A 23,787-nucleotide genomic window follows, 5' to 3' on the forward strand; every position below is an offset into this window, starting at 1 on the left:
GCCGCACGCCGCACCCGCCGCGTCCCCGGCCGCCCCTGGTGCCCGGCGGCACCGGCCCCTCGGCCCCAAGGACCGGCTCCGCGTGGTCTGGCTGGGACGCCGCCGCATCCCCGGCGTCGAGGCCGGCACGGAACTCCGCCTCCGGGGCATGGTCACCGTGCGCGACGGCCTGCCCACCATGTTCAACCCCCGCTACGAAATACTTTCCCGCCAGGAGGAGCAATGACTTTGCCCGAGAAACCTGAGACAGCAGCCGGGCAGGGATCGGCCGGGAAGGATACGGCTGACCAGCAAACGGCATACCAGCCAACGTCAGACCAGCCGAGGTCAGAGCAGCCAACAGCCGACCAGCCGACAGTGGCGCAGCTCGCCGAAGGCTACGCGGCAAAGGCCGGCCTGCACCGTTCCAGCAACGGCAACATCGACGTACTCAAAAGCGCCGGCGGGATCCAGGGCATTGCGGAGAGCATCCTCCCCGGCCTGGTGTTCCTCGTCGCGTTCACGATCACACGTGAACTGACGCTGGCCTTGATCCTTGCGCTGGCCGTGGCTGCTGTTTTCACCCTCACGCGGCTGGTCCAGCGCAAACCGCTGACGCAGGCACTGGCGGGGATCGCCGGCGTCGGCCTCTCCGCGTGGCTTGCCAACAGCACGGGCAAGGCCGAGGACTTCTACGTCCTCGGGTTCTTCACGAACGCCGCCTACATCGTGGGCATGGCCATCTCGATTGCCGTCCGCTGGCCCTTTGCCGGCCTGATTTTCGGGTTCATCCGGAACGAGGGCCTGGACTGGCGGAAGAACCCTGCCAGGGTCAAGGCCTACCAGATCGGCACCTGGGTGATTATCGCGGTACTGGCCCTCCGTCTGCTGGTCCAAGTCCCGCTGTACTTCATGGGCGACGCCGGATTCGCCGCCCTCGCCACGACCCGGCTCCTGATGGGCGCACCGCTGTACATCCTGGGCATCTGGGTCGCCTGGCTGCTGACCCGCCCCGCCCCGGCCGACAAAACCAGTTGAGCTGGCAGTTGGAGTGGTTATCCGGGCGGAATAACCACTCCAACTGACAGCGCAAATCAACTGTCAGCGCAAATCCAACTAGCCGTCGAAGCCGTCGTCCGCCGCGGCGGGGAGCTGTTCGTCAGCGTGCCCGTCATCGCCGGCGGACTCGGGCGAGAGCAGGGCACGCAGATCGTCCTCGGCCGCGATCGTGGTCACGAAGAACAGCTCGTCGCCGCCGTCGATCACATCGTCACGGCTCGGGGTGATGGGCGCCTGGTCCCGCAGAATCGCCACGAGGGTCGAATCCTCCGGCCAGTCGATGCTGCCCACCGTCAGGCCGATCACGTGCGAATCGTGGGGGACCGTGAACTCGACCAGGGATGACACCCCGGTCTGCAGGGTCAGCAGGCGCACCAGGTCGCCGATCTCCACCGCCTCCTCGACGAGGGCGGTCATGAGCTGCGGGGTGTTGACCGCGACGTCGACGCCCCAGGAATCGTCGAACATCCAGTCGTTCTTGGGGTTGTTGACCCGGCCCACCGTCCGCCCGACGCCGAATTCGGTCTTTGCGAGCAGAGAGACCACCAGGTTCACCTTGTCATCGCCGGTCGCGGAGACCACGACGTCGGCGTCCTCCAGTTTCGCGTCCTGCAGGGTGCTCAGCTCGCAGGCATCGCCGACCAGCCAGTGCGCGCCGCGCAGGCCGCTGCGCCCGATTACCTCGGGCTTCAGGTCAATCAGCAGGATCTCGTGTTTGTGGGCCAGCAGTTCGCGCGCGATCGAGGAACCGACGCTTCCGGCCCCGACAATGACGACTTTCACTTAGGACTCCTTGGCGGGGGACTTGGCAAGAATGTGGGCGACTTCGGTGCTGCGGTCCACGCCGAGCATCGCATGGACGGTGTCGCCGTCCTGGTACAGGGTGCCGGCCACGGGCAGCATGCCCTCGCCGAAGCGGGTCAGATAGGCGACGCGGATTCCGGCGGCCTTTTCGATCGAGGTCACCGGGTGCCCGATCCACTCCGGGTCCAGGTCCACCTCGGCCAGCACAAGCCGGCCGGAGGGATCCCGGAAGTCGCCGGCGAGGTGCTGTTCGGGCAGGATCCGCCGGAGGACCTGGTCGGCGCTCCAGCGCACGGCGGCCACCGTGGGGATGCCGAGGCGCTGGTAGATCTCCGCTCGGCCCGGATCGTAGATCCTGGCCACAACGTGGGGGACGTGGAAGGTTTCGCGGGCCACGCGCGTGGCAAGGATGTTGGAATTGTCACCGCTGGAGACAGCTGCGAATGCATAGGCGTCCGCGACGCCGGCTTGCTTCAGGGTCTCCCGGTCGAAGCCGACGCCGGTGACTTTACGGCCCGTGAAACCCGCCCGGAGCCGCCGGAATGCGCGGTCGTCCTGGTCGATGATGGCCACAGAATGGCCCGCGTCCTCGAGGGTGTGCGCGAGGGTTGCCCCCACCCGGCCACAACCCATGATCACGAAGTGCGCCAACCGTGCCTCCTATAGTTCCCTTGACTGCTGCTGCGTAAAACAATACCGGCCACCGCCGCGCGCGGAGCCCGCCCCCGGGCGGGGAAAGCCGCCGTCATGACATCGCGTGCGAATGGGACTAGCTTTGTGTGGTGCCGACTATTTTCAATGCCGTGAAGCGGGTGCTGGTAGGCAGACCGTTCCGGAACGACAACCTGGCCCACACCCTGCTTCCCAAGCGGATCGCCCTCCCCGTTTTCGCCTCCGACGCGCTGTCCTCGGTGGCGTACGCACCCGACGAAATCCTCCTGACGCTGGCGCTGGCCGGCGTCAGCGCTGTGGCGTTCTCGCCCTGGGTGGGCCTGGCCGTCATGGTGGTGCTGCTGACGGTGGTCGCCTCCTACCGGCAGAACGTCCACGCCTACCCCTCCGGCGGCGGCGATTATGAGATCGCCAACGAGAACCTGGGCAAGCACGCAGGACTCACCGTCGCCTCCGCACTGCTGGTCGACTACGTGCTGACCGTCGCGGTGTCCATGTCCTCCGCCGCCACCTACCTGACCACGGCGGTGCCCGCGCTGCATGGCCAGCAGGCCGGCATCGCGGTGATCGGCGTCGTGGTCCTGGCGCTCGTGAACCTGCGCGGAATCAAGGAAGCCGGCACGGTGTTCGCCCTGCCGACGTACATCTTTATGGCGTCGATCCTCGGCATGACCGCGATCGGTGTCTTCCAGGCCGCCACCGGCCGGCTGGGCGAGGCGCCCTCGGCAGCCTTCACGATCGTTCCCGCGCCCGGCTTTGACGAGGGACTGGTCGGCCTCGCCGGCGCGTTCCTGCTGCTGAGGGCCTTCTCCTCCGGCGCCGCGGCGCTGACCGGTGTCGAAGCGATCAGCAACGGCGTGCCGAACTTCCAGAAGCCCAAGAGCAAGAACGCCGCCACCACCCTGCTGCTGCTCGGCGTGATCGCCTCCGCCATGCTGGCAGGCATCATCTACCTGGCCAACGCCACCAAGGTGCACATCGTGCTGGACCCGGCCAAGGAGTTCCTGCTCGACGGCCGGCCGCTGCCGGAGGGCTACATCCAGAGCCCGGCGATCAGCCAGATCGCCCAGACCATCTTCGGCGCGGGGTCCATCCCCTTCTTCATTGTGGTGGCCGCCACCGGCGTGATCCTCGTTTTCGCCTCCAACACGGCGTTCAACGGCTTCCCGGTGCTCGGCTCCATCCTGGCCCAGGACGGCTACCTGCCCCGCCAGCTGCGCACCCGGGGGGACCGGCTGGCCTTCAGTAACGGAGTCCTGGCGCTGGCTGCCGGCGCGCTGGTGCTGATCATCGCGTTCAACGCCGACGTCACCAAGCTCATCCAGCTCTACATCGTGGGCGTCTTCATCTCCTTTACCTTGAGCCAGCTCGGCATGGTCCGGCACTGGGGGAGGGAGCTGAAACTCGCCAAGGACCCGGCGGTGAAGCGGCGGATGCTCAAGTCCCGCACCATCAACATGGTCGGCTTCGGCATGACCGGGCTGGTCCTGCTGATCGTCCTCATCACAAAATTCCAGCAGGGCGCCTGGATCGCGCTGCTGGCCATGTTCGTCCTGTTCCTCATCATGTGGAGCATCCGGGCGCACTACGACAACGTGGCCAAGGAACTCGCCGTCGACGAGGACACCTCGCCGCGTGCCCTGCCCACCCGCGTGCACGCCGTGCTGCTCGTCTCGCACGTCCGCAAACCGGTGCTCCGGGCGCTGGCCTACGCCCGCGCGTCCCGGCCCTCCCGGCTGGACGCCATCACCGTGGACATCAGCCCCGAAGAGACCGAACAAACGGTCGCGGACTGGGAGAAGCTGGAAATCCCGGTACCGTTGACCGTGCTGGCCAGTCCGTTCCGCGAAACGGTGACGCCCATCATGGAATACATCAAGAACATGCGCCGCGATTCGCCCCGCGACCTGATTGTCGTCTACATCCCCGAGTACGTCGTGGGCAAGTGGTGGGAGCAACTGGTCCACAACCAGACCGCGCTGCGCATCAAGACCCGGCTGCACTTCGAGCCGGGCGTGATGGTGGCCAGTGTGCCGTGGCAGCTGAAATCATCCGAAGAAGCCAAGAGACTGCAGGACATCCAATGAGCTCCGAGACCCAGACGCAATCCTCCACCGAACTGACCGTCGACGTCGGCCCGGTCGCCCACGGCGGCCACTGCGTGGCCCGGCATGAGGGACGGGTGGTCTTCGTCCGCCACGGCATCCCCGGCGAAAAGGTCCGGGTCCGGCTCACGGAATCCGGCCAGGACGCCAAGTTCTGGCGCGGCGACGTCGTGGAAGTCCTGGAACCCTCCCCGGACCGGGTGGAACACTTCTGGGACCTGGCGGATTCCGCCCGCTCCTGGTCCCACCGCCACCCTCCCGTGGGCGGCGCCGAACTCGGCCACATCTCCCTGGAGCGCCAGCGCAGCCTCAAGGCCGAGGTGCTCGCCGAACAGCTGCGCCGCCTGGCCGGCGTCGAACGTCCCATCACCGTGGAAGCCGTGGGGGAGCCCGGCACGCCGGCGACGGCGGGCCTCGCCTGGCGGACCCGCGCCGGGTTCGCGGTGACGCCGGCCGGGAAGCTCGGCATGCACGCGCACCGTTCCGACACGGTCCTCCCGGTCGGGGAGATGCCACTGGCGGCGGATGCCATCAACGCGCTCCGGCTCTGGGACATCGACCTGCAGGGCATCGAACGCATTGAGGTGGCCGCCCCGGCGAACGGCTCCCGCCCGCTGGTGCTCCTGGTCCCGGCCGCCGGAACCCGGGCGAAGCGGCTCAGCGCGGTCCTAGCCCAGCTGCCCGAGGACGTGTCCGTGGCCAGCTTCGATCCGGTCAAGGGCGAGGTCCTGCGGCTCCGCGGACGCACCTACGTGCAGGAGAGCGCCGCCGGTCACAGCTTCCGCGTCACCGGCGACGGTTTCTGGCAGATCCATCGGGACGGGCCGGACACGCTGGTGGGAGCGGTCACCGGCTTCCTGCACGACGGCGGCTTCCTGGACGCCGGCGCCTCGGTGGCCGACCTGTACGCGGGGGCCGGGCTGTTCACCGCACCGCTCGCGGACGCCGTCGGCGTCACCGGCTCCGTCCTGTCCGTGGAAGGATCGCCCGGCACCAGCAGGGACGCGCGCAAGAACCTCCATGATGCCTCCCAGGTCGAGATCGTCCAGGGCCGGGTGGAACGGGTTCTGCGTGAGAAAGCCCGCACGTTCGACGCCGTCCTGCTCGATCCTCCCCGCGCCGGCGCGGGCAAGGCCGTCGTGAACCAGCTGGTTGAGGCCGGCCCCCGTGCCGTCGCCTATGTGTCCTGCGATCCGGCGTCCTTTGCCCGCGATGTGGGCTACTTCCAGGAGTCCGGCTGGGAACTGAACGGGCTGCGGGCCTTCGACCTGTACCCGCATACCCACCACATGGAGACTGTGGCGCTGCTGACTCCCGGGGCCTGAGGCCACTAGGATGGGCGGAGTAGTCCGACGTCGCGCTCCGTAATCACGGCTGACCTCCTGCACCCTGTACCGAGCCTTGTCCAAACAAGGCCAAGCACTAGTTAGGGCCACCTAACTAGCAAGGGGTCTGCGGCGCGACAAAGATGAAACTGTTGCGAGAGGAGTCCTGCGATGAGCATTGTGGACAGCTTCGGTTCAAAAGGCAAACTTAATGTAGCCGGTACCGAATACGAAATTTTCCGGTTGAACTCCGTTGAAGGTGCAGAAAACCTTCCGTTCAGCCTCAAGGTATTGCTTGAAAACCTGTTGAGGACCGAGGACGGCGCCAACATTACGGCCGATCACGTCCGAGCACTGGCCGGCTGGGACCCCAGCGCCGAGCCCGACACTGAAATCCAGTTCACGCCGGCGCGCGTGATCATGCAGGACTTCACTGGCGTGCCCTGCGTTGTGGACCTTGCCACCATGCGTGAAGCAGTCAAGGAACTCGGCGGTGACCCCAAGCGGGTCAACCCGCTGGCACCTGCCGAAATGGTGATCGACCACTCCGTGCAGATCGACGCCTTCGGCAACTCCGGCGCACTGGAGCGCAACATGGAGATCGAATACCAGCGCAACGGCGAGCGGTACCAGTTCCTGCGTTGGGGCCAGACCGCGTTCGATGACTTCAAGGTCGTTCCGCCGGGAACCGGCATCGTGCACCAGGTCAACATCGAGTACCTGGCCCGCACCGTCATGACCCGCGAAGTTGATGGCGCGCTCCGCGCCTACCCGGACACCTGCGTCGGCACCGACTCCCACACCACCATGGTCAACGGCCTGGGCGTGCTGGGCTGGGGCGTCGGCGGCATCGAAGCCGAGGCAGCCATGCTCGGCCAGCCCGTCTCCATGCTGATCCCGCGCGTCGTGGGCTTCAAGCTGACCGGGTCCATCCCGGCCGGCGCGACCGCCACCGACGTCGTCCTGACCATCACCGAACAGCTGCGCAAGCACGGTGTGGTCGGCAAGTTCGTGGAGTTCTACGGCGAAGGCGTCGCGGCCGTGCCGCTGGCCAACCGCGCCACCATCGGCAACATGAGCCCGGAGTTCGGCTCCACGGCCGCCATGTTCCCGATCGACGACGTCACCCTCGACTACCTGCGCCTCACCGGCCGTTCCGACGAGAACGTTGCCCTCGTGGAGTCCTACGCGAAGGAACAGGGCCTCTGGCACGATCCTTCCAAGGAGATCAAGTTCTCCGAGTACCTCGAGCTGGACCTGTCGACGGTTGTCCCGTCGATCTCCGGCCCGAAACGCCCGCAGGACCGCATCATCCTCACGGAGTCCAAGGACCAGTTCCGCGAGGATCTGCGCAACTACGTGAAGGAAGAGCTGGCCGGCGGCAGCGTCGACGAGGCAATCGACGAGAGCTTCCCGGCGTCGGACTCGCCGTCGTTCACCGCTTCGGGAACGCACCTGACTGATCAGGCTCCGCACGCGCACGGCCCGAAGTCCAACGGCCGCCCGTCCACCAAGGTCAGCGTCAAGACCGCGGACGGCCGCGAGTTCGAGCTGGACCACGGCGCGGTGTCCATCGCCTCGATCACGTCCTGCACCAACACGTCCAACCCGTCCGTGATGCTGGCCGCCGCACTGCTGGCCCGCAACGCCGTCGACAAGGGCCTCACCTCCAAGCCGTGGGTCAAGACCTCCGTGGCTCCCGGTTCCAAGGTTGTCACCGACTACTACAACAAGTCGGGCCTGACCCCGTACCTGGAGAAGCTCGGCTTCTACATCGTCGGCTACGGCTGCGCGACCTGCATCGGCAACTCCGGCCCGCTCGATGCCGAAATCTCCGAGGCCATCCAGGCCAACGACCTTTCCGTCACCGCCGTGCTGTCCGGCAACCGCAACTTCGAGGGCCGGATCAACCCGGACGTGAAGATGAACTACCTGGCCTCCCCGCCGCTGGTCATCGCCTACGCCCTGGCCGGAACCATGGACTTCGACTTCGACGCCGACGCCCTGGGCCAGGACGAGGCCGGCAACGACGTCTTCCTGAAGGACATCTGGCCGAACCCGGTCGAGGTCCAGCAGGTCATCGATTCCTCGATCGACAAGGACATGTTCGCCCGCGGCTACGAGGGCGTCTTCGAAGGCGACGAGCGCTGGAAGGCACTCGACACCCCCGCCGGCGACACCTTCGCCTGGGACCCGAAGTCCACGTACGTGCGGAAGCCCCCGTACTTCGACGGCATCAAGGCGCAGCCGGAGCCCGTCAAGGACATCACCGGCGCGCGCGTGCTGCTGAAGCTTGGCGACTCGGTCACCACCGACCACATCTCACCGGCAGGTTCCTTCAAGTCGGACACCCCGGCCGGGCAGTACCTGCTGGCCAACGGAGTGGAGCGCAAGGACTTCAACTCCTACGGCTCACGCCGTGGCAACCACGAGGTCATGATCCGCGGAACGTTCGCGAACATCCGGATCAAGAACCAGATCCTGGACGGCGTTGAGGGTGGCTTCACCCGCGACTTCACCCAGGCCGACGGCCCGCAGGCCTATGTCTACGACGCCGCGCAGAACTACCAGGCCGCCGGCATCCCGCTGGTTGTCCTGGCCGGCAAGGAGTACGGCTCCGGCTCATCCCGGGACTGGGCAGCCAAGGGCACCGCGCTCCTGGGCGTCAAGGCTGTCGTGGCCGAAAGCTACGAGCGCATCCACCGCTCCAACCTGATCGGCATGGGCGTCCTGCCCCTGCAGTACCCGGCCGGCCAGAACGCTGCGAGCCTCGGGCTGACCGGCACGGAGACCTTCGCGGTTGAGGGCGTCACCGCCCTGAACGAGGGCACCACGCCCAAGACGCTCAAGGTCACTGCCACTGCGGTTGACGGCACGGTCACGTCCTTCGATGCGGTCCTGCGCATCGACACCCCGGGCGAGGCCGACTACTACCGCAACGGCGGCATCCTGCAGTACGTGCTGCGCCAAATCTCCGCCAACTAGCGGAGACCGTCCCCGCCAACCAGCGGAGACCCAGCAGTCCAACGAGAAAGCCCCGGCCCGTCACCGACGGACCGGGGCTTTCCCGTTCCGGCACCACGGCCACTCCGGAGGCGTTAGAGTTAGAAGGCATGTCTACCACCCGAAGGAGGGGCCGTTGGGAATCTTGGAGACCATCCGGAATCCGCAGGACCTGAGCAAGTTGTCAGAGGCGCAGCTGGATCAGCTGGCAGCCGAGGTCAGGGAATTCCTGATCGGCAACGTCTCCCAGACCGGCGGGCACCTTGGCCCAAACCTCGGCGTCGTCGAACTCACCATCGCGGTCCACCGGATCTTCGATTCCCCCCGCGACAGCATCGTCTTCGACACCGGCCACCAGTCGTACGTGCACAAGCTCCTCACCGGCCGCCAGGACTTCAGCACCCTGCGCCAGCAGGGCGGCCTGTCCGGCTACCCGGACCGCGCCGAATCCGAGCACGACATCGTCGAAAGTTCGCACGCCTCCTCCTCGCTCTCCTGGGCGGACGGGATCTCCCGTGCCCGTCAGCTGACCGGCGACGGCGACCGGTACGTGATCGCAGTTGTGGGCGACGGCGCCCTCACCGGCGGCATGGCCTGGGAGGCCATCAACAACATCGCCGCGGACAAGAAGCGCCGCGTCGTGATCGTTGTGAACGACAACGGGCGCTCCTACGCCCCGACCGTGGGCGGTTTCGCGGACTACCTCGCCTCGCTGCGCCCCACCATCGATTCCTTCCGCGCCGCACCCGGCTACGAAGGCACCCTGGACCTGTGGCGGCGGAAGCTGCAGAACGGCGGACCCGCCGGCCAGTTCACCTACCGCAGCCTGCACGCCATGAAGAAGGGCGTCAAGGACTGGTGGGCCCCGCAGGGCATGTTCGAGGACCTCGGCATGAAGTACATCGGACCCGTGGACGGCCACGACCTCCAGGCCCTGGAGAACGCCCTGTCCACCGCCAAGACCTACGCCGGGCCCGTCATTGTGCACGCCATGACGGAGAAGGGCCACGGCTACGCACCCGCCCGCGCCCATGAAGCCGACCAGTTCCACGCTGTCGGGATCATCGACCCGGAGACCGGCGAACCCACCGAGGCCGGCGGCGCCAAGTCCTGGACGTCCGTCTTCGCCGACGAGATCGCCGACATCGCCGATGAGCGCCAGGACATCGTCGGCATCACCGGCGCCATGCTCATCCCCGTCGGGCTCCACAAGTTCGCCGCGCGGCACCCGGAACGCGTGTTCGACGTCGGCATCGCCGAACAGCACGCCCTCACCTCGGCCGCCGGCATGGCATTCGGCGGCCTGCACCCCGTCGTCGCGGTCTACGCGACCTTCCTGAACCGCGCCTTCGACCAGCTCCTGATGGACGTCGCCCTGCACAAGGCCGGCGTCACAATCGTCCTGGACCGGGCCGGCGTCACCGGGCCCGACGGCGCCAGCCACCATGGCATGTGGGACATGGCCATGGTCCAGATCGTGCCCGGCCTGCACCTCGCCGCGCCCCGCGACTCCAGCCGGCTCCGCGAGGAACTGCGCGAAGCAGTCGCCATCGAGGACGCCCCCAGCGTGATCCGCTACTCCAAGGGCACCGTCGGTGCCGAGGTGGAGGCCATCGAGCGGCTCAGCGACGGCGTGGACGTGCTGGCACGCCGCCCGGCCGGCTCCAGCGACAACGACGTGCTGATCGTCAGCGTCGGTGCCATGTCCGAACTCGCACTCGACGTCTCGAACCGGCTCGGCGCGCAGGGCATCAGCTCAACCGTCGTGGATCCTCGCTGGGTCCTCCCGGTCCCCAGATCCGTCGTCGCCCTCGCCTCGCACCACCGCCTCGTCATCTGCATCGAGGACGGGGTCCGCGCCGGCGGCGTCGGGTCCCGGATCCGGCAGGAAATGCGGGCCGCCGGAGTGGACACTGCCCTCAACGAGGTGGGCCTCCCGGTGGAGTTCCTGGACCACGGCTCCCGCAGCCAGGTGCTCGAGCGGGTCGGCCTGACCGCGCAGCAGATCACGCACGACGTCGTGGCGCAGGTCCTGGGCACCAAGGTGCCGTTCGCCCGGCCCCTCCCGGGCCAGGAACACCCCAGCACCGGCAGCCTGCCGATTCTGTGAGGACCCCCGCGAGAACTCCAGTGAGGACCCCCGAGAGCCTGGTGCCGGGCGACCTGGTGGTCGCCCGGAACCGGAAATGGAACGGCACGGCGCACTGGGTGGTGCCCGGGACGTATCTCGGCGAAGACGCCCACGGCTGGTGGATCTTCCAGGGAACCAATGAGTTCTGCTCCCGCCCGGGCGCGGCGTTCTACGCCGAATCCGACGCCGTGCTGCTGGTCCCGCGCTCGGGCGAGTACGTGGCCACCTTCTACGACGCAGCCCATCCCGCGGGCGTCCAGATCTACGTGGATCTGGCGACGGACCACAGCTGGACGACGATCCGGCCGGGCGCCACCGAGTTCCACCTGATCGACATGGACCTTGATGTGATCCGGACCGTGGACCGCGGCGTGTACGTGGACGATGAGGACGAGTTTGCCGAGCACCGGATCGAGATGGACTACCCCGCGGACGTGGTGGACCGGATCACTACGGCGTCGGATCAGCTGTACCAGGCCGTCAAGGCACAACAGCCACCGTTCGACGGCACAGACCGCGAATGGTTCAGGAAAGGACGGGCATGAGCGGAATTATCCGGGTTTATAAGCGCGACGAAGAGGGCACCCTGCAGTTCAGGGAAGCCTGGATTGACGAGGAGTTCAACGAATTCGTCATGAACCACGGCGTCGTGGGGCACCAGAGCACCACCGAAGAGACCGACGCCGCCGACGCCGAGGCCGCGGAGCGGCTCATGGACGCCTTCGCCGGACAGTGCGCCGAGGACGGGTACGCCGAAATTCCGGACGAGGAACAGTTCTGGGTGGTGGCCCAGTACGCCCTGAAAACAAAGGACGGGACCACCCGCGACCGGTACCTCGAGGAAAAAGCCAAAGACGCCCTGATCAGCCACCTGGCCTGGCGGGGTCTCGGGATCGTGGACCGCTCCGAGTTCGCCGATGCCAAGCTCAACATCTTCATCCTCACCCCGGACGTCAACAAGACGGTTAATGCCATCAAGGTCTGCATCCGTGGCGAAGACCTGGACTTCACCAAGCTGAGCATCGGCGCCGCAGCCTTCGGCGAGGAGTCCTTCAAGCTCAAGCACTCACCGAAGTCGGCCAACAGCTTCACGCTTTAGGTAACACCTGCAAGGAGCCGGGCACGGCTCACATCAGTTTGGGGGCAACCGACTGAAAGGCAACGCCATGACGCGCAAATCCTCTCAACCAGGCAGCACCCCGCTCCCGGCGGGCCTGGCGGCACCGGCACGCAAGTCGCTCGCACATGCGGGGGTGGAAACCCTCGAGCACCTTGTGCAGCTCGGCCGGCGCCGACTTGCCGGAATGCACGGGATCTGCCCGCGGACCCTTGCCCAGCTCGAGGATGCCCTGGACGAACGCGGACTGGAACTGCCCGCAGGGTGACCCGCGCGGGCCGGCTGCCGGCCAAACGCCGGGGCGCGACCTAACTCCGGCCGCTGGCGGAACTCGGGGCCCGGCCAAACTCCGGCCTAACTCCGGCCCGGGCAGCAACCTGCCCGCCATGCCCGGGAGCCGCTGCCGGCCGTTATAGGCTGAACCCCATGACTGAATACCGCCGTGTAGGAAACTCCGGACTGTCCGTCTCCGTCGTCGGCCTTGGCTGCAACAACCTGGGCCGGGCTAATACTGCCACCGAGTCGCAGGAGGGGACCGACGCCGTCGTGCATGCCGCCCTGGACGCGGGCATTACGTTCTTCGACGTCGCCGATACCTACGGCAAGGAACCCGGCCTCAGCGAGACGATGCTGGGCAAGGCCCTCAGTGGCCGCCGCGACGACGCCGTGATCGGCACCAAGTTCGGCATGGACATGCGCGGGGCCAACGGCAACGACTTCGGTGCCCGCGGCTCCCGCCGCTACATCATCAAGGCCGCGGAGGCCTCGCTGCGCCGGCTGGGAACGGACTGGATCGACCTCTACCAGTTCCACACCCCGGACCCGCTGACCCCCATCGAGGAGACCCTCGACGCCCTCGACGAGCTCGTCACCAGCGGCAAGGTCCGCTACATCGGCCACTCCAACCGCGCCGGCTGGCAGATCGCCGAGGCCGAATTCGTGGCCCGCGCCCGCGGGGGAGCACGGTTCATCTCCAGCCAGAACCACTACAACCTGCTGGACCGCCGCGCCGAACTCGAGGTCACACCGGCCGCCGAAGCCTACGGCCTGGGCGTCCTGCCCTACTTCCCGCTCGCCAACGGCCTGCTGACCGGCAAATACGCCAAGGACACGGCACCCGAGGGTTCGCGCCTCAGCCACACCCGCACCAACCTGGTGCACGACGCCGACTGGGACCAGCTGGGCGCGTTCAGCGGCTTCGCGGCCGAACGCGGCCTGAACGAGATCCAGGTCGCGTTCTCCTGGCTCGCGGCCCAGCCGTCCGTCAGCAGCGTCATCGCCGGTGCGACCCGGCCGGAACAGGTCCGGCAGAACGCCGCCGCCGTGGCCTGGGTCCCCAGCGCCGCGGAGCGTGCCGAACTGAACGACCTCTTCCCGCGGACGCCGAAGGTCGCACTGTTCTAGATGGGCCCGTCCTCAACGGCTCCCAGCCCGGGGGCCCTGCCTGACGTGCCTGCAGCGCGCCACACCGTCCTGATGGACGTCGACACCGGGATCGACGACGCCCTGGCCCTCGTCTACCTGCTGTCCCGGCCCGAGGTGCACCTGCAGGCCATTACCTGCACGGCCGGCAACGTCGGCGCCCGCCAGGTCGCGCTCAACAACCTGGCGCTCCTGGAACTGTGCGGCCGGTCCGGCGTCGAGGTGGCCATCGGCGCCGAGGTGCCCCTGGAAATCCCGCTGGTCACCACCGAGGAGACCCACGGGCCGCAGGGGATCGGCCACGCCGAGCTGCCCGCGCCCGCGCAGCAGATCTCGCAGCGGCACGCCGTCGACGTCTGGGTGGACGAAGTGCGGGCGCACCCGGGGGAGATCACCGGGCTCATCACCGGGCCGCTGACCAACTTCGCCCTCGCCCTGCGCCGCGAACCGGAGCTGCCGCGGCTGCTCAAAGGCCTCGTCATCATGGGCGGGAGCTACTACTACCAGGGCAACACCACGCCGACGGCGGAATGGAACACCTCGGTGGACCCGCACGCGGCCAAGGAGGTCTTCGCCGCGTACCGCGGCCTGCCGGAAGACAAGCTGCCGCTGGTGTGCGCGCTGGAAACGACGGAGCGGATCGAGATGCTCCCCGAACACCTCCGGCTCCTCGGGGAGGCCGCCGGGGCCGGCCCGGAACTGGTCCTGCCGGAGCAGCCGGAGGGCCTCCGCAGCACCTCCGCCAGCCCGCTCGTGGCCTGCCTGTCCGACGCGATCAGGTTCTACATGGAATTCCACCGGCTCTACGACCAAGGCTACGTCGCGCACATGCATGACGCTTTCGCGGCCTGCGCCGCCGTCGGACGCACCCCGTTCACGGCCCGCCTGGCCACGGTCGACGTCGAAACCGCCTCGCCGCTGCTGGCCGGCACCACGGTGGCGGACTTCCGCGGCCTCTGGGGACTGCCGCCCAACGCCCGGATCGTCTCCTCCAACGACCCGGAGCAGTGCTTCGCGGAGCTGATTTCCTCGGTCGGCGCGCTGGCCCGGGGGAGCATGTCCGCCGGTACCCCCGCCACTGGTTAGGATGGTAGCTGCGCCGAGGTGACATGAGGCGGATGTTGCAGCCCCACTAAAGGACCATCCCCATGTCACAGCAGTCCCTGACCCTCCCTGCCACCGGCCCCGCCGCCGGCAGAACTACCGCACGGCGCAACCGCCGCCTGCTGGAACTCGCCGGTGCCGCCGCGATCGCAGCCACCTACCTGTTCCTGGTCCTGACCCAGCCCGCGGACATCGCCAACGGACCGGCCAGCTTCGCGGCGCTCGTGGCCCTCGGCGGATTCCTGCTCGGCGCCGTCCTACTGATCGCCGCGGCGCTTCCGGTCCTTCCCACATCCACTCTGGTCCTGATGCCCGTGGCCCTGGTCCTGAACGTGGTCCTGGGCCAGCTCATGGGCACCACCGGGCTGCCGTTCTACCTCGACGCCATCGGCACCGTCCTGATCGCGGTCCTCGCCGGCCCGGCCGCAGGTGCCGCCACAGGCGCCCTGAGCACCATCGTGTGGTCCTTCTTCAACCCGACGGTGCTGCCCTTCGCCGCCGGCGCGGCGCTGATCGGCTTCCTCGCCGGCCTGGCCGCCCGCGGCGGACTGTTCCGCCGCTTCTACCTCGCACCGGTTGCCGGCTTCGTCACCGGCATTCTCGCCGGCGTCGTGTCCGCCCCGATCGCAGCCTTCGTCTTTGGCGGCACCGCCGGACTCGGCACCGGAGCAGTGGTCAGCGCCTTCCGCGCCATGGGCGACACCCTGCTCGCTGCCATCACCAAGCAGGCACTGATCTCGGACCCCATGGACAAGGCCATCGTCTTCGCCATCGCAGCCCTGCTGGTCTACGCATTGCCGCGCCGCACCACCTTCCAGTTCGCCTTCGTCCGCCGCTTCCGGGTGCTCGCCGGCAAGAACCCGGCAACGCCGGAGACTCAGCCGGAGAACCGGCCGGAGACTCAGCCGGCGAACCAGCCGGAAGCCTGAGCCCGAGCCCCCGGAAGCCGACTCTCCGCACCATGACCTCCACCCTCCACCCGCTGACCGCGCTGACGGCGGCCGGCTCCGCCGCGGTGATCACGACGGCGGCAGGCTGCTGGCCGCTGTCCCTCGCGGTCGCCCTCGCGGCGGCCGTGCTGGCCGGGCGTGCCGGCGTCGGCCGCCGTGTGCTCGCCGCGGGGGCGGCGGTCCTGCTGCCCTTGGGCTTGTCGCTGCTGATGCTGCACGGGCTCTTCTTCTCGGAGGGCCGCACCGTCCTGGCGGCCTGGGGGCCCGCCCGGGTCACGCAGGAAGGACTCGCCTTCGCCCTGGAGGCGGGCACCCGCACAGGCGCCTGCGTACTGGTCCTGCTGCTCTTCTCCTTCACCGTCAGCACCCCCGACCTCGTCGCCGCGCTGGCCGCGAAGGGGCTGCCGCCGCAGTTCGGCTTCGTCCTGGCCTCCGCGCTGACGCTCCTGCCGGCCATGGCCGGCAGGCTGGCGGCGATCCGGGCGGCGCAGGAGGCCCGCGGGCTGGTGGTGGGCCGCGGCCTGGTGTCCCGGCTCGCTGCAGTGCGGGTGCAGATGGTCCCGCTGGTGCTGGGCCTCATCGAGGACTCAGGAAGCCGGGCTCAGGCGCTCGACGCCCGCGGATTCGGCCGCCAGGGTCCCCGGACCGCCTACCGGGAGCTCACCGACCCGCCCGCCCAGCGACGGTTCCGGGCCGTCCTGCTGCTGCTGGCCGGGGCCGCCGTGGCAGTCCGGCTGGCCGTCTCCTGGCCGGGGACGGGACTGCCATGACAACCGCTGACTCCACCGCCGCGCCCGGGACTGACGCCGTGCTGGCCGCCCGGATCGGCACCTTCAGCTTCCCCGGCGAGTCCGCCGCTGCGCTGCACGACATCGCCTTCAGCGTCCGTCCCGGCACGCTGACGGCCGTCCTCGGCGGATCCGGCAGTGGAAAAACCACATTCGGCAAACTACTGGCCGGCTGGCTGCGGCCCGGACACTCCGGAACGCTCACCGGTTCGCTCGCCCAGGCCGGCCAGGTGCTGGAGTTCAGCGGCGGCCACGACGACCCCCGGATCAACCCCTCCRCCTGGTCGGACCGGGTCGGCTACGTCCCGCAGGAGGCGGCCGGCATGCTCACCACGATCCGCTCCACGGTGGCCGAGGAACTCGCCTTTGGCCTCGAGAACCGGGGCGCCGCGCGGCCGGACATGCTCCGGCAGGTAGCCCGCGCCGCGGAGCTGACCGGCCTGGCCGCGCTCCTGGACCGGGACCCCGCCACCCTGTCCGGCGGGGAACTGCGCCGTCTGGCCATCGCCTGCGCTGTCATCCAGGACCCCGGAGTGCTGGTGCTTGACGAGCCGCTGGCCTCCCTGGACGCTGCCGGGGTCATCCTGGTCCGGAACCTCATCGGCAGGCTCACGGGTGCCGGCACCGCCGTCGTTGTGCTGGGCCAGTCAGCCGACGGGCTGGCCCGCTCGGCCTCGCACTGGCTCGTCCTCGACGGCGGTACCGTCACCGCCAGCGGCCCGCCCGGGGAGTTGATCCGGTCCGCGCAGCTCGCCCGGACGGGGACCGTGATCGACACGGTGACCCATTCGGCGGGGGTCCGTGCGGCGGGCACCCGTGCTTCGGCTGCCGTCCAGGCCGCCGGGACGGACCCGGTACCACCTGCGCCAGTGCTGGAGTTGGGCGGTGTCGGTTTCAGCTTCCCGCGGGCAGGCGGACCCGCGGGGGAGCCGGTTTTGCGGGATCTCTTCCTCACCGTGCGGCCGGGCGAGATTGTGGCCGTCACCGGGCGGAACGGGGCCGGCAAGTCTACGCTGCTGCGCCACTTCAACGGCCTGCTGCGCCCGGCAGCGGGGGACGTGCGGGTCTCGGGAACCAGCATTGCCGGTCTTCCGGCCGGCCGGGTGGCCGGTTCGGTGGGGTTGCTCTTCCAGCAGCCCCGGGACCAGCTGTTCGAACGGACGGTGCTGCGGGAGGTCAGCTTCGGGCTGCGGCGGCTCGTGGGCAAGGACGCCAGCGCCAGGGCCTACGAGGCGCTGGAGGCCGTGGGGCTGTCCGGGGATGCGGGAGCGCACCCGGCAGAGCTGCCGGCCTCGAAGCAGCGGTTGCTTGCCCTTGCCACCGTGCTGGCCCGGCAGCCCGCCGTGCTCGCCCTCGATGAGCCCACGGTGGGGCTGGACCGGCACGGACTGGAGTACCTGCACCGGGCCATCGAGGACTCCGCGGCGCGGGGCGCCGCCGTCGTGATGGTCACCCACGATGCCGCCTACGCCCGGGCCGCGGCGAACCGCGTCCTAAAGCTCAGCGGCGGCGGGCTCCAGGAGTCCTGAAGCCCGCCGCCGCAGTGCATTGCCTAGGCGGGTTCGGACGCCACCCCGGGGGCCAAGAACTTCCTGCCGGTGGCCCGCTCGGAGGCACCCACCCGGTCAAGGTACGGGGTGATACCCCCAAGGAACATCGGCCAGCCGGCACCGAGGATCATGCAGAGGTCGATGTCCTCCGGGCCCGCCACCACGCCTTCGTCCAGCATCAGCCCGATCTCCTCGGCCAGGGCGTCCTGTGTGCGGCGCAGCACCTCTTCGCCGGTGGATGGTGTGCTGCCGAAGGACATCAGCGCCAGGGTCTCGGCCGGGATCGCGGGCTGGCCGGCCTGCACCGAGGCCGGATCCCAGATGGATTTCACCCCGTTGTCGATCAGGTTCTGCAGGTTCTGCGAGACGGGGAAACGGTCCCCGAACGCGGCGTGGAGGGATTCCTGGACGTGCTGCGCGACGGGCAGTCCCACCATGGCGCCGAGTACGAACGGCGTCATCGGCAGGCCCATCGGGCGCAGCGCGTTGTCCGCGACATCGGCGGGCGTGCCCTCATCGAAAGCCGCCGTCACTTCGCCCATCAGGCGCAGGAGGAGGCGGTTCACCACGAACGCCGGGGCATCCTTGACCAGCACGGCGGACTTCTTGAGGCCCTTGGCGAGCTCGAACGCGGTGGCCAGCACGGCGTCGTCGGTCTTCGGGGCGCGGACGATCTCCAGCAGCGGCATCACGGCCACGGGGTTGAAGAAGTGGAAGCCGACCAGGCGTTCCGGGTGCTCCAGGTCCTCAGCCATCGCGGTGACGGACAGCGAGGAGGTGTTCGTCGCGAGGATGCAGTCCGCCGAAACGATTGCTTCCACTTCCTTGAAGACCTGCTTCTTGACGTTGAGCTCCTCGAAGACCGCCTCTATGACGAAGTCGGCGTCGGCGAAGGCCTCCTTGGAAACAGAGCCGCTGACCAGGGCCTTGGTCCGGTTGGCGGCATCGGGGCTGATCCGGCCCTTCTGCAGCAGCTTGTCCACCTCGGCGTGCACGTAGCCCACGCCCTTGTCCACGCGCGCCTGGTCGATATCCGTCATCACGACGGGCACCTTGAGCTGGCGGGCGAAGAGCAGGGCCAGCTGGCCGGCCATCAGGCCGGCACCCACGACGCCGACCTTCGTCACCGGGCGTGCGAGCTTGCGGTCCGGGGCGCCGGCAGGGCGCTTGGACCGGCGCTGCACAAGGTCCAGGAAGGCGTAGACGGTGGAGCGGAACTCGTCAGTCTGCATGAGGTCCGCGAGGGTCTCGCATTCCAGCTCCGCGGACTGGGCCTGCGTCAGCGTGCGGTTCGCCTCCATGACCTCGAGGACTTTGGCCGGTGCGGGGGAGGCGTTGGAGGTCTTGGCCTCGACGAAGGCGCGGCCCGCGGCGATGGCGCCGGCCCAGCGGGCCGCGACCTCCGGAGCGGAAGGGTCGACGGCGTTGGCACGCTCCGGTGCCACGGCGCCGGCGATGACCTGCGCGGCCCACGCGACGGACTGCTCGACGAAGTCCGCCGGCTCGAACATGGCGTCGGCGACGCCAAGCTTGAACGCCTGCGGCCCGGTGAGCGTGCGGTTGTTGCTCAGCGGGTTCTCAATCATCACCTTGAGGGCATTCTCCGGGCCGATCAGCCGCGGCAGGATGTAAACGCCGCCCCAGCCCGGGATCAGCCCGATGAAGGCCTCCGGCAGGGCCAGCGCCCCGGCGCCGGTGGACACGGTGCGGTAGGTGGACTGCAGGGCGATCTCCAGCCCGCCGCCCAGGGCGAGGCCGTTGATGAACGCGAAACTCGGGACGCCGAGGTTCGCCAGGGTGCCGTAGACGTCGTGGCCGAGCTGCGCCATCCAGAGGCCGTGTTCCCGGCCGCTGATGGACTTGACCGTGGAGAGGTCCGCGCCGGCAACAAGGAAATAGGGTTTCCCGGTGACCCCTACGCCCACGATCTCGCCGCGGGCGGCACGCTCCCGCAGCCCCTCCAGCACGGTGCCGAGCTCGATCAGGGTGTTGGGGCCCAGCGTGGTGGGCTTGGAGTGGTCCAGCCCGTTGTCCAGCGTGACCAGGGCGAAGGTGCCGGGGCTCGTGCCGTTCACGGCGGGGAGTTGGATGTCCTGGACGTAGGAGTGGGTCACCGTCTCGTTCGGGAACAGATCGGCAAGCTTGCGAAAATCGGCGGCGCTCATGCTGCGGCTCCAGTCTTGGTGGTGTATTCGGTACCGTAGTCGGCGTGGTGCGGGTTCTCCCAGATCACGGTGGCGCCCATGCCCAGGCCGATGCACATGGTGGTCATGCCGAAGCGGACCGTGGGGTCCTCCTCGAACTGGCGGGCCAGCTGGTTCATCAGCCGGACGCCGGAGGATGCGAGCGGGTGTCCGACGGCGATCGCGCCGCCGTAGCGGTTGACCCGGGGGTCGTCGTCGGCGATGCCGAAGTGGTCCAGGAAGCTGAGCACCTGGACGGCGAAGGCCTCGTTGATTTCGAACAGGCCGATGTCCGCGATGCCCAGGCCGGCGTTCTTGAGGGCCTTTTCGGTGGCCGGGACCGGGCCGATGCCCATGACCTCGGGTTCGACGCCGGCGAAGGCGTAACTGACCAGGCGCATCTTGACCGGCAGGCCGAGCTCCTCGGCGGCGTCGGCGGAGGCCAGCAGGGCCGCGGTGGCGCCGTCGTTGAGGCCGGCGGCGTTGCCGGCGGTGACACGGCCGTGGGCGCGGAACGGGGTCTTAAGCGAGGCGAGGTCGGCCACCGAGGTGCCCGGCCGCGGCGGCTCGTCCACGGTGTTCACGGTCCAGCCCTGGCCCGGCTTCATCGTCGCGACGGGCACCAGGTCCGGCTGGATCTGGTCCTTGGCGTAAGCGGCGGCCAGCTTGTCCTGGGAGGCGACGGCGTAGGCGTCCGTGCGGTCCTTGGTGATCGCGGGGAAGCGGTCATGCAGGTTCTCGGCGGTGTTGCCCATGTTCAGGGCGGCCGGGTCCACGATCCGTTCGGACATAAAACGCGGGTTGGGGTCCGCGCCGGCGCCCATCGGGTGGTTGCCCATGTGCTCGACGCCGCCGGCGATCACAACGTCGTACGCGCCGAAGCCGATGCCGCTCGCCGTCGTCGTCACGGCGGTCATGGCGCCGGCACACATCCGGTCGATCGCGAAGCCCGGCACGGTCCGCGGCAGCCCGGCCAGCAGGGCGGCCGTGCGGCCGATGGTCAGGCCCTGGTCGCCGGTCTGGGTCGTGGCGGCGATGGCCACCTCGTCGATCCGCTCGGCCGGCAGGGACGGGTTGCGGCGCATCAGTTCGCGGATGCACTTGACCACGAGGTCATCGGCGCGCGTTCCCGCGTAGATGCCCTTCTCGCCGGCGCGGCCGAAGGGGGTGCGGACGCCGTCCACGAAGACGACGTCGCGGATGGAACGGTCTCTGCCGATGCCCGGCTTTGCAATGCTGGGTCCGCTGCTGTTACTTCCGCTGCTCGGGCTTTGGCTCACGTGATACTCCTCATCGAGACATGGGTGCCGGTTCCGTACCCTGCGCGCAACGCCAGGGCAGCACGGATCCGCGCGACATCAGACAACATGTTACTCGTGAGTAACATAGCTGGCAAGGAGTCCTGTGCTGCCCTCAGGGCATGGTGCGGTCGAACGAGTTCCCGCGAGTTGGGCGGGGCGAGTTTGGACTACGGCTGGGGTGCCGTGTCCGGCCCGGTTGCAGCGGCAGCTGTGGCCGGCACAGATTTCGCTTCCCTGGGCGGGAGCGGCTGCGGATCCTGGAAGGCAGCCGCGATCAGCGGCGCGACGAGTTCAACCTGCCACTGGCGCGCCCCTAGGTTCGCCAGTTCCTCGGCGATGCCTTCCTCGCTGGTCTCGGCCGGCGGACGCCAGGAGACGCGGCGGAGGAAGTCCGGCGTCAGCAGGTTCTCCACGGGCATGTTCAGCCCCTCTGCCTTGGCCTGCAGCAGGGGCCGGGCCGTGGCGAGCCTCGCGGCGGCCTCCGGGTCCCGGTCGGCCCATACGCGCGGGGGCGGGGGAGCGTTGGTGGGCAGGTGCAGGGGCGGGAGTTCCTCCAGGGCCCTGGCGGTGCTGATGCAGCGCAGCCACCGCGGTGCCTCGCGCTGGGCGGCGCGGCCGTGGAAGCCCTTGGTGCCCAGCAGTTGCGGCACGGTGGTGGGCATGGCCTTGGCGGCGGCGACGAGGGCGGAATCCGGGATGAGCCGGCCGGGAGCGACGTCGCGCTTCTGCGCCAGGGAGTCGCGTTCGAGCCACAGTTCGCGGACCGCGGCCAGCTGGCGCCGGTCGCGGATCTGGTGCAGCCCGGACGTCTTGCGCCACGGGTCCACGCGCGGCGGCGCCTGGCCGGCCTCGAGGATGGCGGCGAATTCCYGTTCGGCGTAGTCCAGCTTGCCGTCGGCGACGAGCAGTTCGATGAGTTCCTCGCGCAGTTCGGTGAGGACCTCGACGTCGAGCGCGGCGTAGCGCAGCCAGGGTTCCGGCAGCGGCCGGGTGGACCAGTCGGCGGCGGAGTGTTCCTTCGCGAGGCCGAAGCCAAGGAGCTGTTCGATCACCGCGGCGAGGCCGACGCGGGGGAGCCCGGCGAGGCGGGCGGCGAGCTCGGTGTCAAAGAGTTTGTCCGGCCACATGCCGAGTTCGGACAGGCAGGGCAGGTCCTGGCTGGCCGCGTGCAGGATCCATTCGACGCCGCGCAGGGCGTCGTTGATGATGCTCAGGTCCCCGAAGGGTTCCGGATCGATCAGCCAGGTGCCGGATCCTTCGCGGCGGATCTGGACCAGGAAGGCGCGCTGGCCGTAGCGGAAACCGGAGGCGCGTTCGGCGTCCACGCCCGCGGGGCCATGTCCTGCGGCGAGGGCCGCGGCGCAGCGCTCCAGGCCGGACTGGGTTTCAATGACGAGCGGCACGCCGTCGCGGGGGGCGTCAAGGTCGATGACCTCGGGGACCAGGCTGTCGAAGCCGTCCACCGCGATGTGGGTTGTGGCGTCCGCGGCCTCTGCTGTGGTTGGTGCTGTGTTGGCGGCCGCGCCCGCGGCGGTGATTTCCGGAATATGAGGGGTCATGATGACTTCAGTTTAGCGACAACACGGTGTTGAGGGCCGCGCATTCGCCAAAACCGGGCGGATTGTCCCGGTTCCCGCCCCGCATTTCAGGCCTGTCCTCGGCGCCAGCGCGCCAAGGGCGTGACGCCTTCGGGCAGCGGCGGGAGGCCCGCGAAGGTGCAGACCATGTCGGACCACGCCTCGAGGTGCGAGGTGATGTCCGGGGTGGCCGGCGTCCAGGATGCCCGGAGTTCAATGTCGATCGAGTCGGGCCGGTCCGAGAGGGTTCCGAAGCTTTCGGACAGCACCCGCGTGGCGGTTCCGCCGGCCGAGCGGTAGGGCGCGGCGTGGTTCTGCAGCGCTTCGACGAGCCAGGTCCAGGCGACGGAGCCGAGCATTTCGTCGTTACCCATTTCGGGTTCCAGCTGTGCGCGGATGTAGGTGACCACCCGGAATTCGCCCTCCCAGACGGCGGAGCCATCGGGGTCGTGCAGCAGGATGAAGCGGCCGGTGGCAAGCTCGACGTCGTCGCTTCCGGACGCGCGGGCCAGGGCGGCGGCGGCCGGGCCGTGGACGGCCCCGGAGGGTTCACCCGGGGCGACAACTTCCGCCCCGAGCGCGACGGCGAACGGGGCAAGCCGCGCGGGCGCCGGGATTTCCTCGAGGCGCAGTTCACTGCGGGTTCGTGCCTGCCGAAGGGTTCCCAAGGCAAAGAGAAAATCTGCCGGAACCTGGTCGAGTGCGTTCACAATGGAA

General features: G+C 68.9%; 19 protein-coding genes and 1 pseudogene. 14 read left to right on the forward strand and 6 right to left on the reverse strand.

Features of this window, described 5'->3' with window-relative positions:
• Positions 1-226 (forward strand): annotated as a pseudogene (locus tag AB4Y67_RS16900) (hypothetical protein); the annotation flags it as partial.
• A complete protein-coding gene (locus AB4Y67_RS16905; protein ID WP_441406917.1) occupies positions 223-1,017 on the forward strand; it encodes a DUF3159 domain-containing protein in 795 nt (264 codons plus the stop codon). The pseudogene AB4Y67_RS16900 and the gene AB4Y67_RS16905, both read left to right, overlap by 4 nt.
• Positions 1,018-1,095: 78 nt before the next feature.
• Here AB4Y67_RS16905 and AB4Y67_RS16910 read toward each other — a convergent pair whose 3' ends face one another.
• Positions 1,096-1,821, reverse strand: coding sequence for a potassium channel family protein (locus AB4Y67_RS16910; RefSeq protein ID WP_441406918.1), 726 nt, complete (start codon positions 1,819-1,821; stop codon positions 1,096-1,098).
• Positions 1,822-2,493 carry a potassium channel family protein gene (locus AB4Y67_RS16915; RefSeq protein WP_224049324.1) on the reverse strand — a complete coding sequence of 224 codons (672 nt, stop codon included), beginning with the start codon at positions 2,491-2,493 and terminating at the stop codon, positions 1,822-1,824.
• Between the two features lie 131 nt (positions 2,494-2,624).
• Here AB4Y67_RS16915 and AB4Y67_RS16920 point away from each other — a divergent pair, with 131 nt between their 5' ends.
• The 12 genes from AB4Y67_RS16920 to AB4Y67_RS16975 all read left to right on the forward strand — a co-directional run bounded on the left by AB4Y67_RS16920 (position 2,625) and on the right by AB4Y67_RS16975 (position 17,988).
• Positions 2,625-4,601, forward strand: coding sequence for an APC family permease (locus tag AB4Y67_RS16920; protein ID WP_441406919.1), 1,977 nt, complete (start codon positions 2,625-2,627; stop codon positions 4,599-4,601).
• Positions 4,598-5,944 carry a class I SAM-dependent RNA methyltransferase gene (locus AB4Y67_RS16925; RefSeq protein WP_441406920.1) on the forward strand — a complete coding sequence of 449 codons (1,347 nt, stop codon included), beginning with the start codon at positions 4,598-4,600 and terminating at the stop codon, positions 5,942-5,944. Before AB4Y67_RS16920 ends, AB4Y67_RS16925 begins: the two co-directional genes overlap by 4 nt.
• A gap of 171 nt (positions 5,945-6,115) precedes the next feature.
• On the forward strand, positions 6,116-8,929 hold the full coding sequence (locus tag AB4Y67_RS16930) for an aconitate hydratase (RefSeq protein WP_441406921.1): 2,814 nt from the start codon (positions 6,116-6,118) through the stop codon (positions 8,927-8,929).
• Between the two features lie 154 nt (positions 8,930-9,083).
• Positions 9,084-11,057: a 1-deoxy-D-xylulose-5-phosphate synthase gene (gene dxs, locus AB4Y67_RS16935; protein ID WP_441406922.1), complete on the forward strand. Its 1,974-nt coding sequence runs from the start codon at positions 9,084-9,086 to the stop codon at positions 11,055-11,057.
• Between the two features lie 20 nt (positions 11,058-11,077).
• Positions 11,078-11,623 carry a DUF402 domain-containing protein gene (locus AB4Y67_RS16940; protein ID WP_441406923.1) on the forward strand — a complete coding sequence of 182 codons (546 nt, stop codon included), beginning with the start codon at positions 11,078-11,080 and terminating at the stop codon, positions 11,621-11,623.
• Positions 11,620-12,177 carry a hypothetical protein gene (locus AB4Y67_RS16945; protein WP_441406924.1) on the forward strand — a complete coding sequence of 186 codons (558 nt, stop codon included), beginning with the start codon at positions 11,620-11,622 and terminating at the stop codon, positions 12,175-12,177. Before AB4Y67_RS16940 ends, AB4Y67_RS16945 begins: the two co-directional genes overlap by 4 nt.
• A 67-nt stretch (positions 12,178-12,244) precedes the next feature.
• Positions 12,245-12,463 carry a hypothetical protein gene (locus AB4Y67_RS16950; protein WP_056431439.1) on the forward strand — a complete coding sequence of 73 codons (219 nt, stop codon included), beginning with the start codon at positions 12,245-12,247 and terminating at the stop codon, positions 12,461-12,463.
• A gap of 158 nt (positions 12,464-12,621) precedes the next feature.
• On the forward strand, positions 12,622-13,599 hold the full coding sequence (locus AB4Y67_RS16955) for an aldo/keto reductase (RefSeq protein WP_441406925.1): 978 nt from the start codon (positions 12,622-12,624) through the stop codon (positions 13,597-13,599).
• 72 nt (positions 13,600-13,671) lie between these two features.
• Positions 13,672-14,703, forward strand: a complete 1,032-nt coding sequence (locus AB4Y67_RS16960) for a nucleoside hydrolase (protein ID WP_441406942.1) — start codon at positions 13,672-13,674, stop codon at positions 14,701-14,703.
• 62 nt (positions 14,704-14,765) lie between these two features.
• Entirely contained in the window at positions 14,766-15,650 is an 885-nt protein-coding gene (locus AB4Y67_RS16965; RefSeq protein ID WP_441406926.1) for an ECF transporter S component, read from the forward strand.
• Positions 15,651-15,682: 32 nt separating this feature from the next.
• Positions 15,683-16,441 carry an energy-coupling factor transporter transmembrane component T gene (locus tag AB4Y67_RS16970; RefSeq protein ID WP_441406927.1) on the forward strand — a complete coding sequence of 253 codons (759 nt, stop codon included), beginning with the start codon at positions 15,683-15,685 and terminating at the stop codon, positions 16,439-16,441.
• Positions 16,438-17,988, forward strand: a complete 1,551-nt coding sequence (locus AB4Y67_RS16975) for an ABC transporter ATP-binding protein (protein ID WP_441406928.1) — start codon at positions 16,438-16,440, stop codon at positions 17,986-17,988. Before AB4Y67_RS16970 ends, AB4Y67_RS16975 begins: the two co-directional genes overlap by 4 nt.
• Positions 17,989-18,011: 23 nt before the next feature.
• Here the strand turns inward: AB4Y67_RS16975 and AB4Y67_RS16980 are convergent, their stop codons facing one another.
• From AB4Y67_RS16980 to AB4Y67_RS16995, 4 genes are all read right to left on the reverse strand, one after another.
• A complete protein-coding gene (locus AB4Y67_RS16980; RefSeq protein ID WP_441406929.1) occupies positions 18,012-20,174 on the reverse strand; it encodes a 3-hydroxyacyl-CoA dehydrogenase NAD-binding domain-containing protein in 2,163 nt (720 codons plus the stop codon).
• Positions 20,171-21,427 (reverse strand): thiolase family protein, encoded by a 1,257-nt coding sequence (locus AB4Y67_RS16985; RefSeq protein ID WP_441406943.1) that lies wholly within the window; start codon positions 21,425-21,427, stop codon positions 20,171-20,173. The genes AB4Y67_RS16980 and AB4Y67_RS16985 overlap by 4 nt, the downstream gene beginning before the upstream one ends.
• A gap of 233 nt (positions 21,428-21,660) precedes the next feature.
• Positions 21,661-23,052: an HRDC domain-containing protein gene (locus AB4Y67_RS16990; RefSeq protein WP_441406930.1), complete on the reverse strand. Its 1,392-nt coding sequence runs from the start codon at positions 23,050-23,052 to the stop codon at positions 21,661-21,663.
• A gap of 86 nt (positions 23,053-23,138) precedes the next feature.
• The gene (locus tag AB4Y67_RS16995; protein ID WP_441406944.1) at positions 23,139-23,783 is read right to left on the reverse strand and encodes a DUF3000 domain-containing protein; all 645 of its coding nucleotides are present in this window, start codon (positions 23,781-23,783) and stop codon (positions 23,139-23,141) included.
• Positions 23,784-23,787 lie beyond the last annotated feature (4 nt).

Source organism: Arthrobacter sp. YAF17 (assembly GCF_052113365.1).
Classification (GTDB): domain Bacteria; phylum Actinomycetota; class Actinomycetes; order Actinomycetales; family Micrococcaceae; genus Arthrobacter.

Bases quoted from the DNA above. Each gene is read 5' to 3' on its own strand.
- AB4Y67_RS16970 (WP_441406927.1), top strand. From the start codon at position 15,683: ATGACCTCCACCCTCCACCCGCTGACCGCGCTGACGGCGGCCGGCTCC.
- AB4Y67_RS16950 (WP_056431439.1), top strand. From the start codon at position 12,245: ATGACGCGCAAATCCTCTCAACCAGGCAGCACCCCGCTCCCGGCGGGC.
- AB4Y67_RS16905 (WP_441406917.1), top strand. From the start codon at position 223: ATGACTTTGCCCGAGAAACCTGAGACAGCAGCCGGGCAGGGATCGGCC.
- AB4Y67_RS16960 (WP_441406942.1), top strand. From the start codon at position 13,672: ATGGACGTCGACACCGGGATCGACGACGCCCTGGCCCTCGTCTACCTG.
- AB4Y67_RS16980 (WP_441406929.1), bottom strand. From the start codon at position 20,174: ATGAGCGCCGCCGATTTTCGCAAGCTTGCCGATCTGTTCCCGAACGAG.
- AB4Y67_RS16945 (WP_441406924.1), top strand. From the start codon at position 11,620: ATGAGCGGAATTATCCGGGTTTATAAGCGCGACGAAGAGGGCACCCTG.
- AB4Y67_RS16965 (WP_441406926.1), top strand. From the start codon at position 14,766: ATGTCACAGCAGTCCCTGACCCTCCCTGCCACCGGCCCCGCCGCCGGC.
- AB4Y67_RS16955 (WP_441406925.1), top strand. From the start codon at position 12,622: ATGACTGAATACCGCCGTGTAGGAAACTCCGGACTGTCCGTCTCCGTC.
- AB4Y67_RS16930 (WP_441406921.1), top strand. From the start codon at position 6,116: ATGAGCATTGTGGACAGCTTCGGTTCAAAAGGCAAACTTAATGTAGCC.
- AB4Y67_RS16925 (WP_441406920.1), top strand. From the start codon at position 4,598: ATGAGCTCCGAGACCCAGACGCAATCCTCCACCGAACTGACCGTCGAC.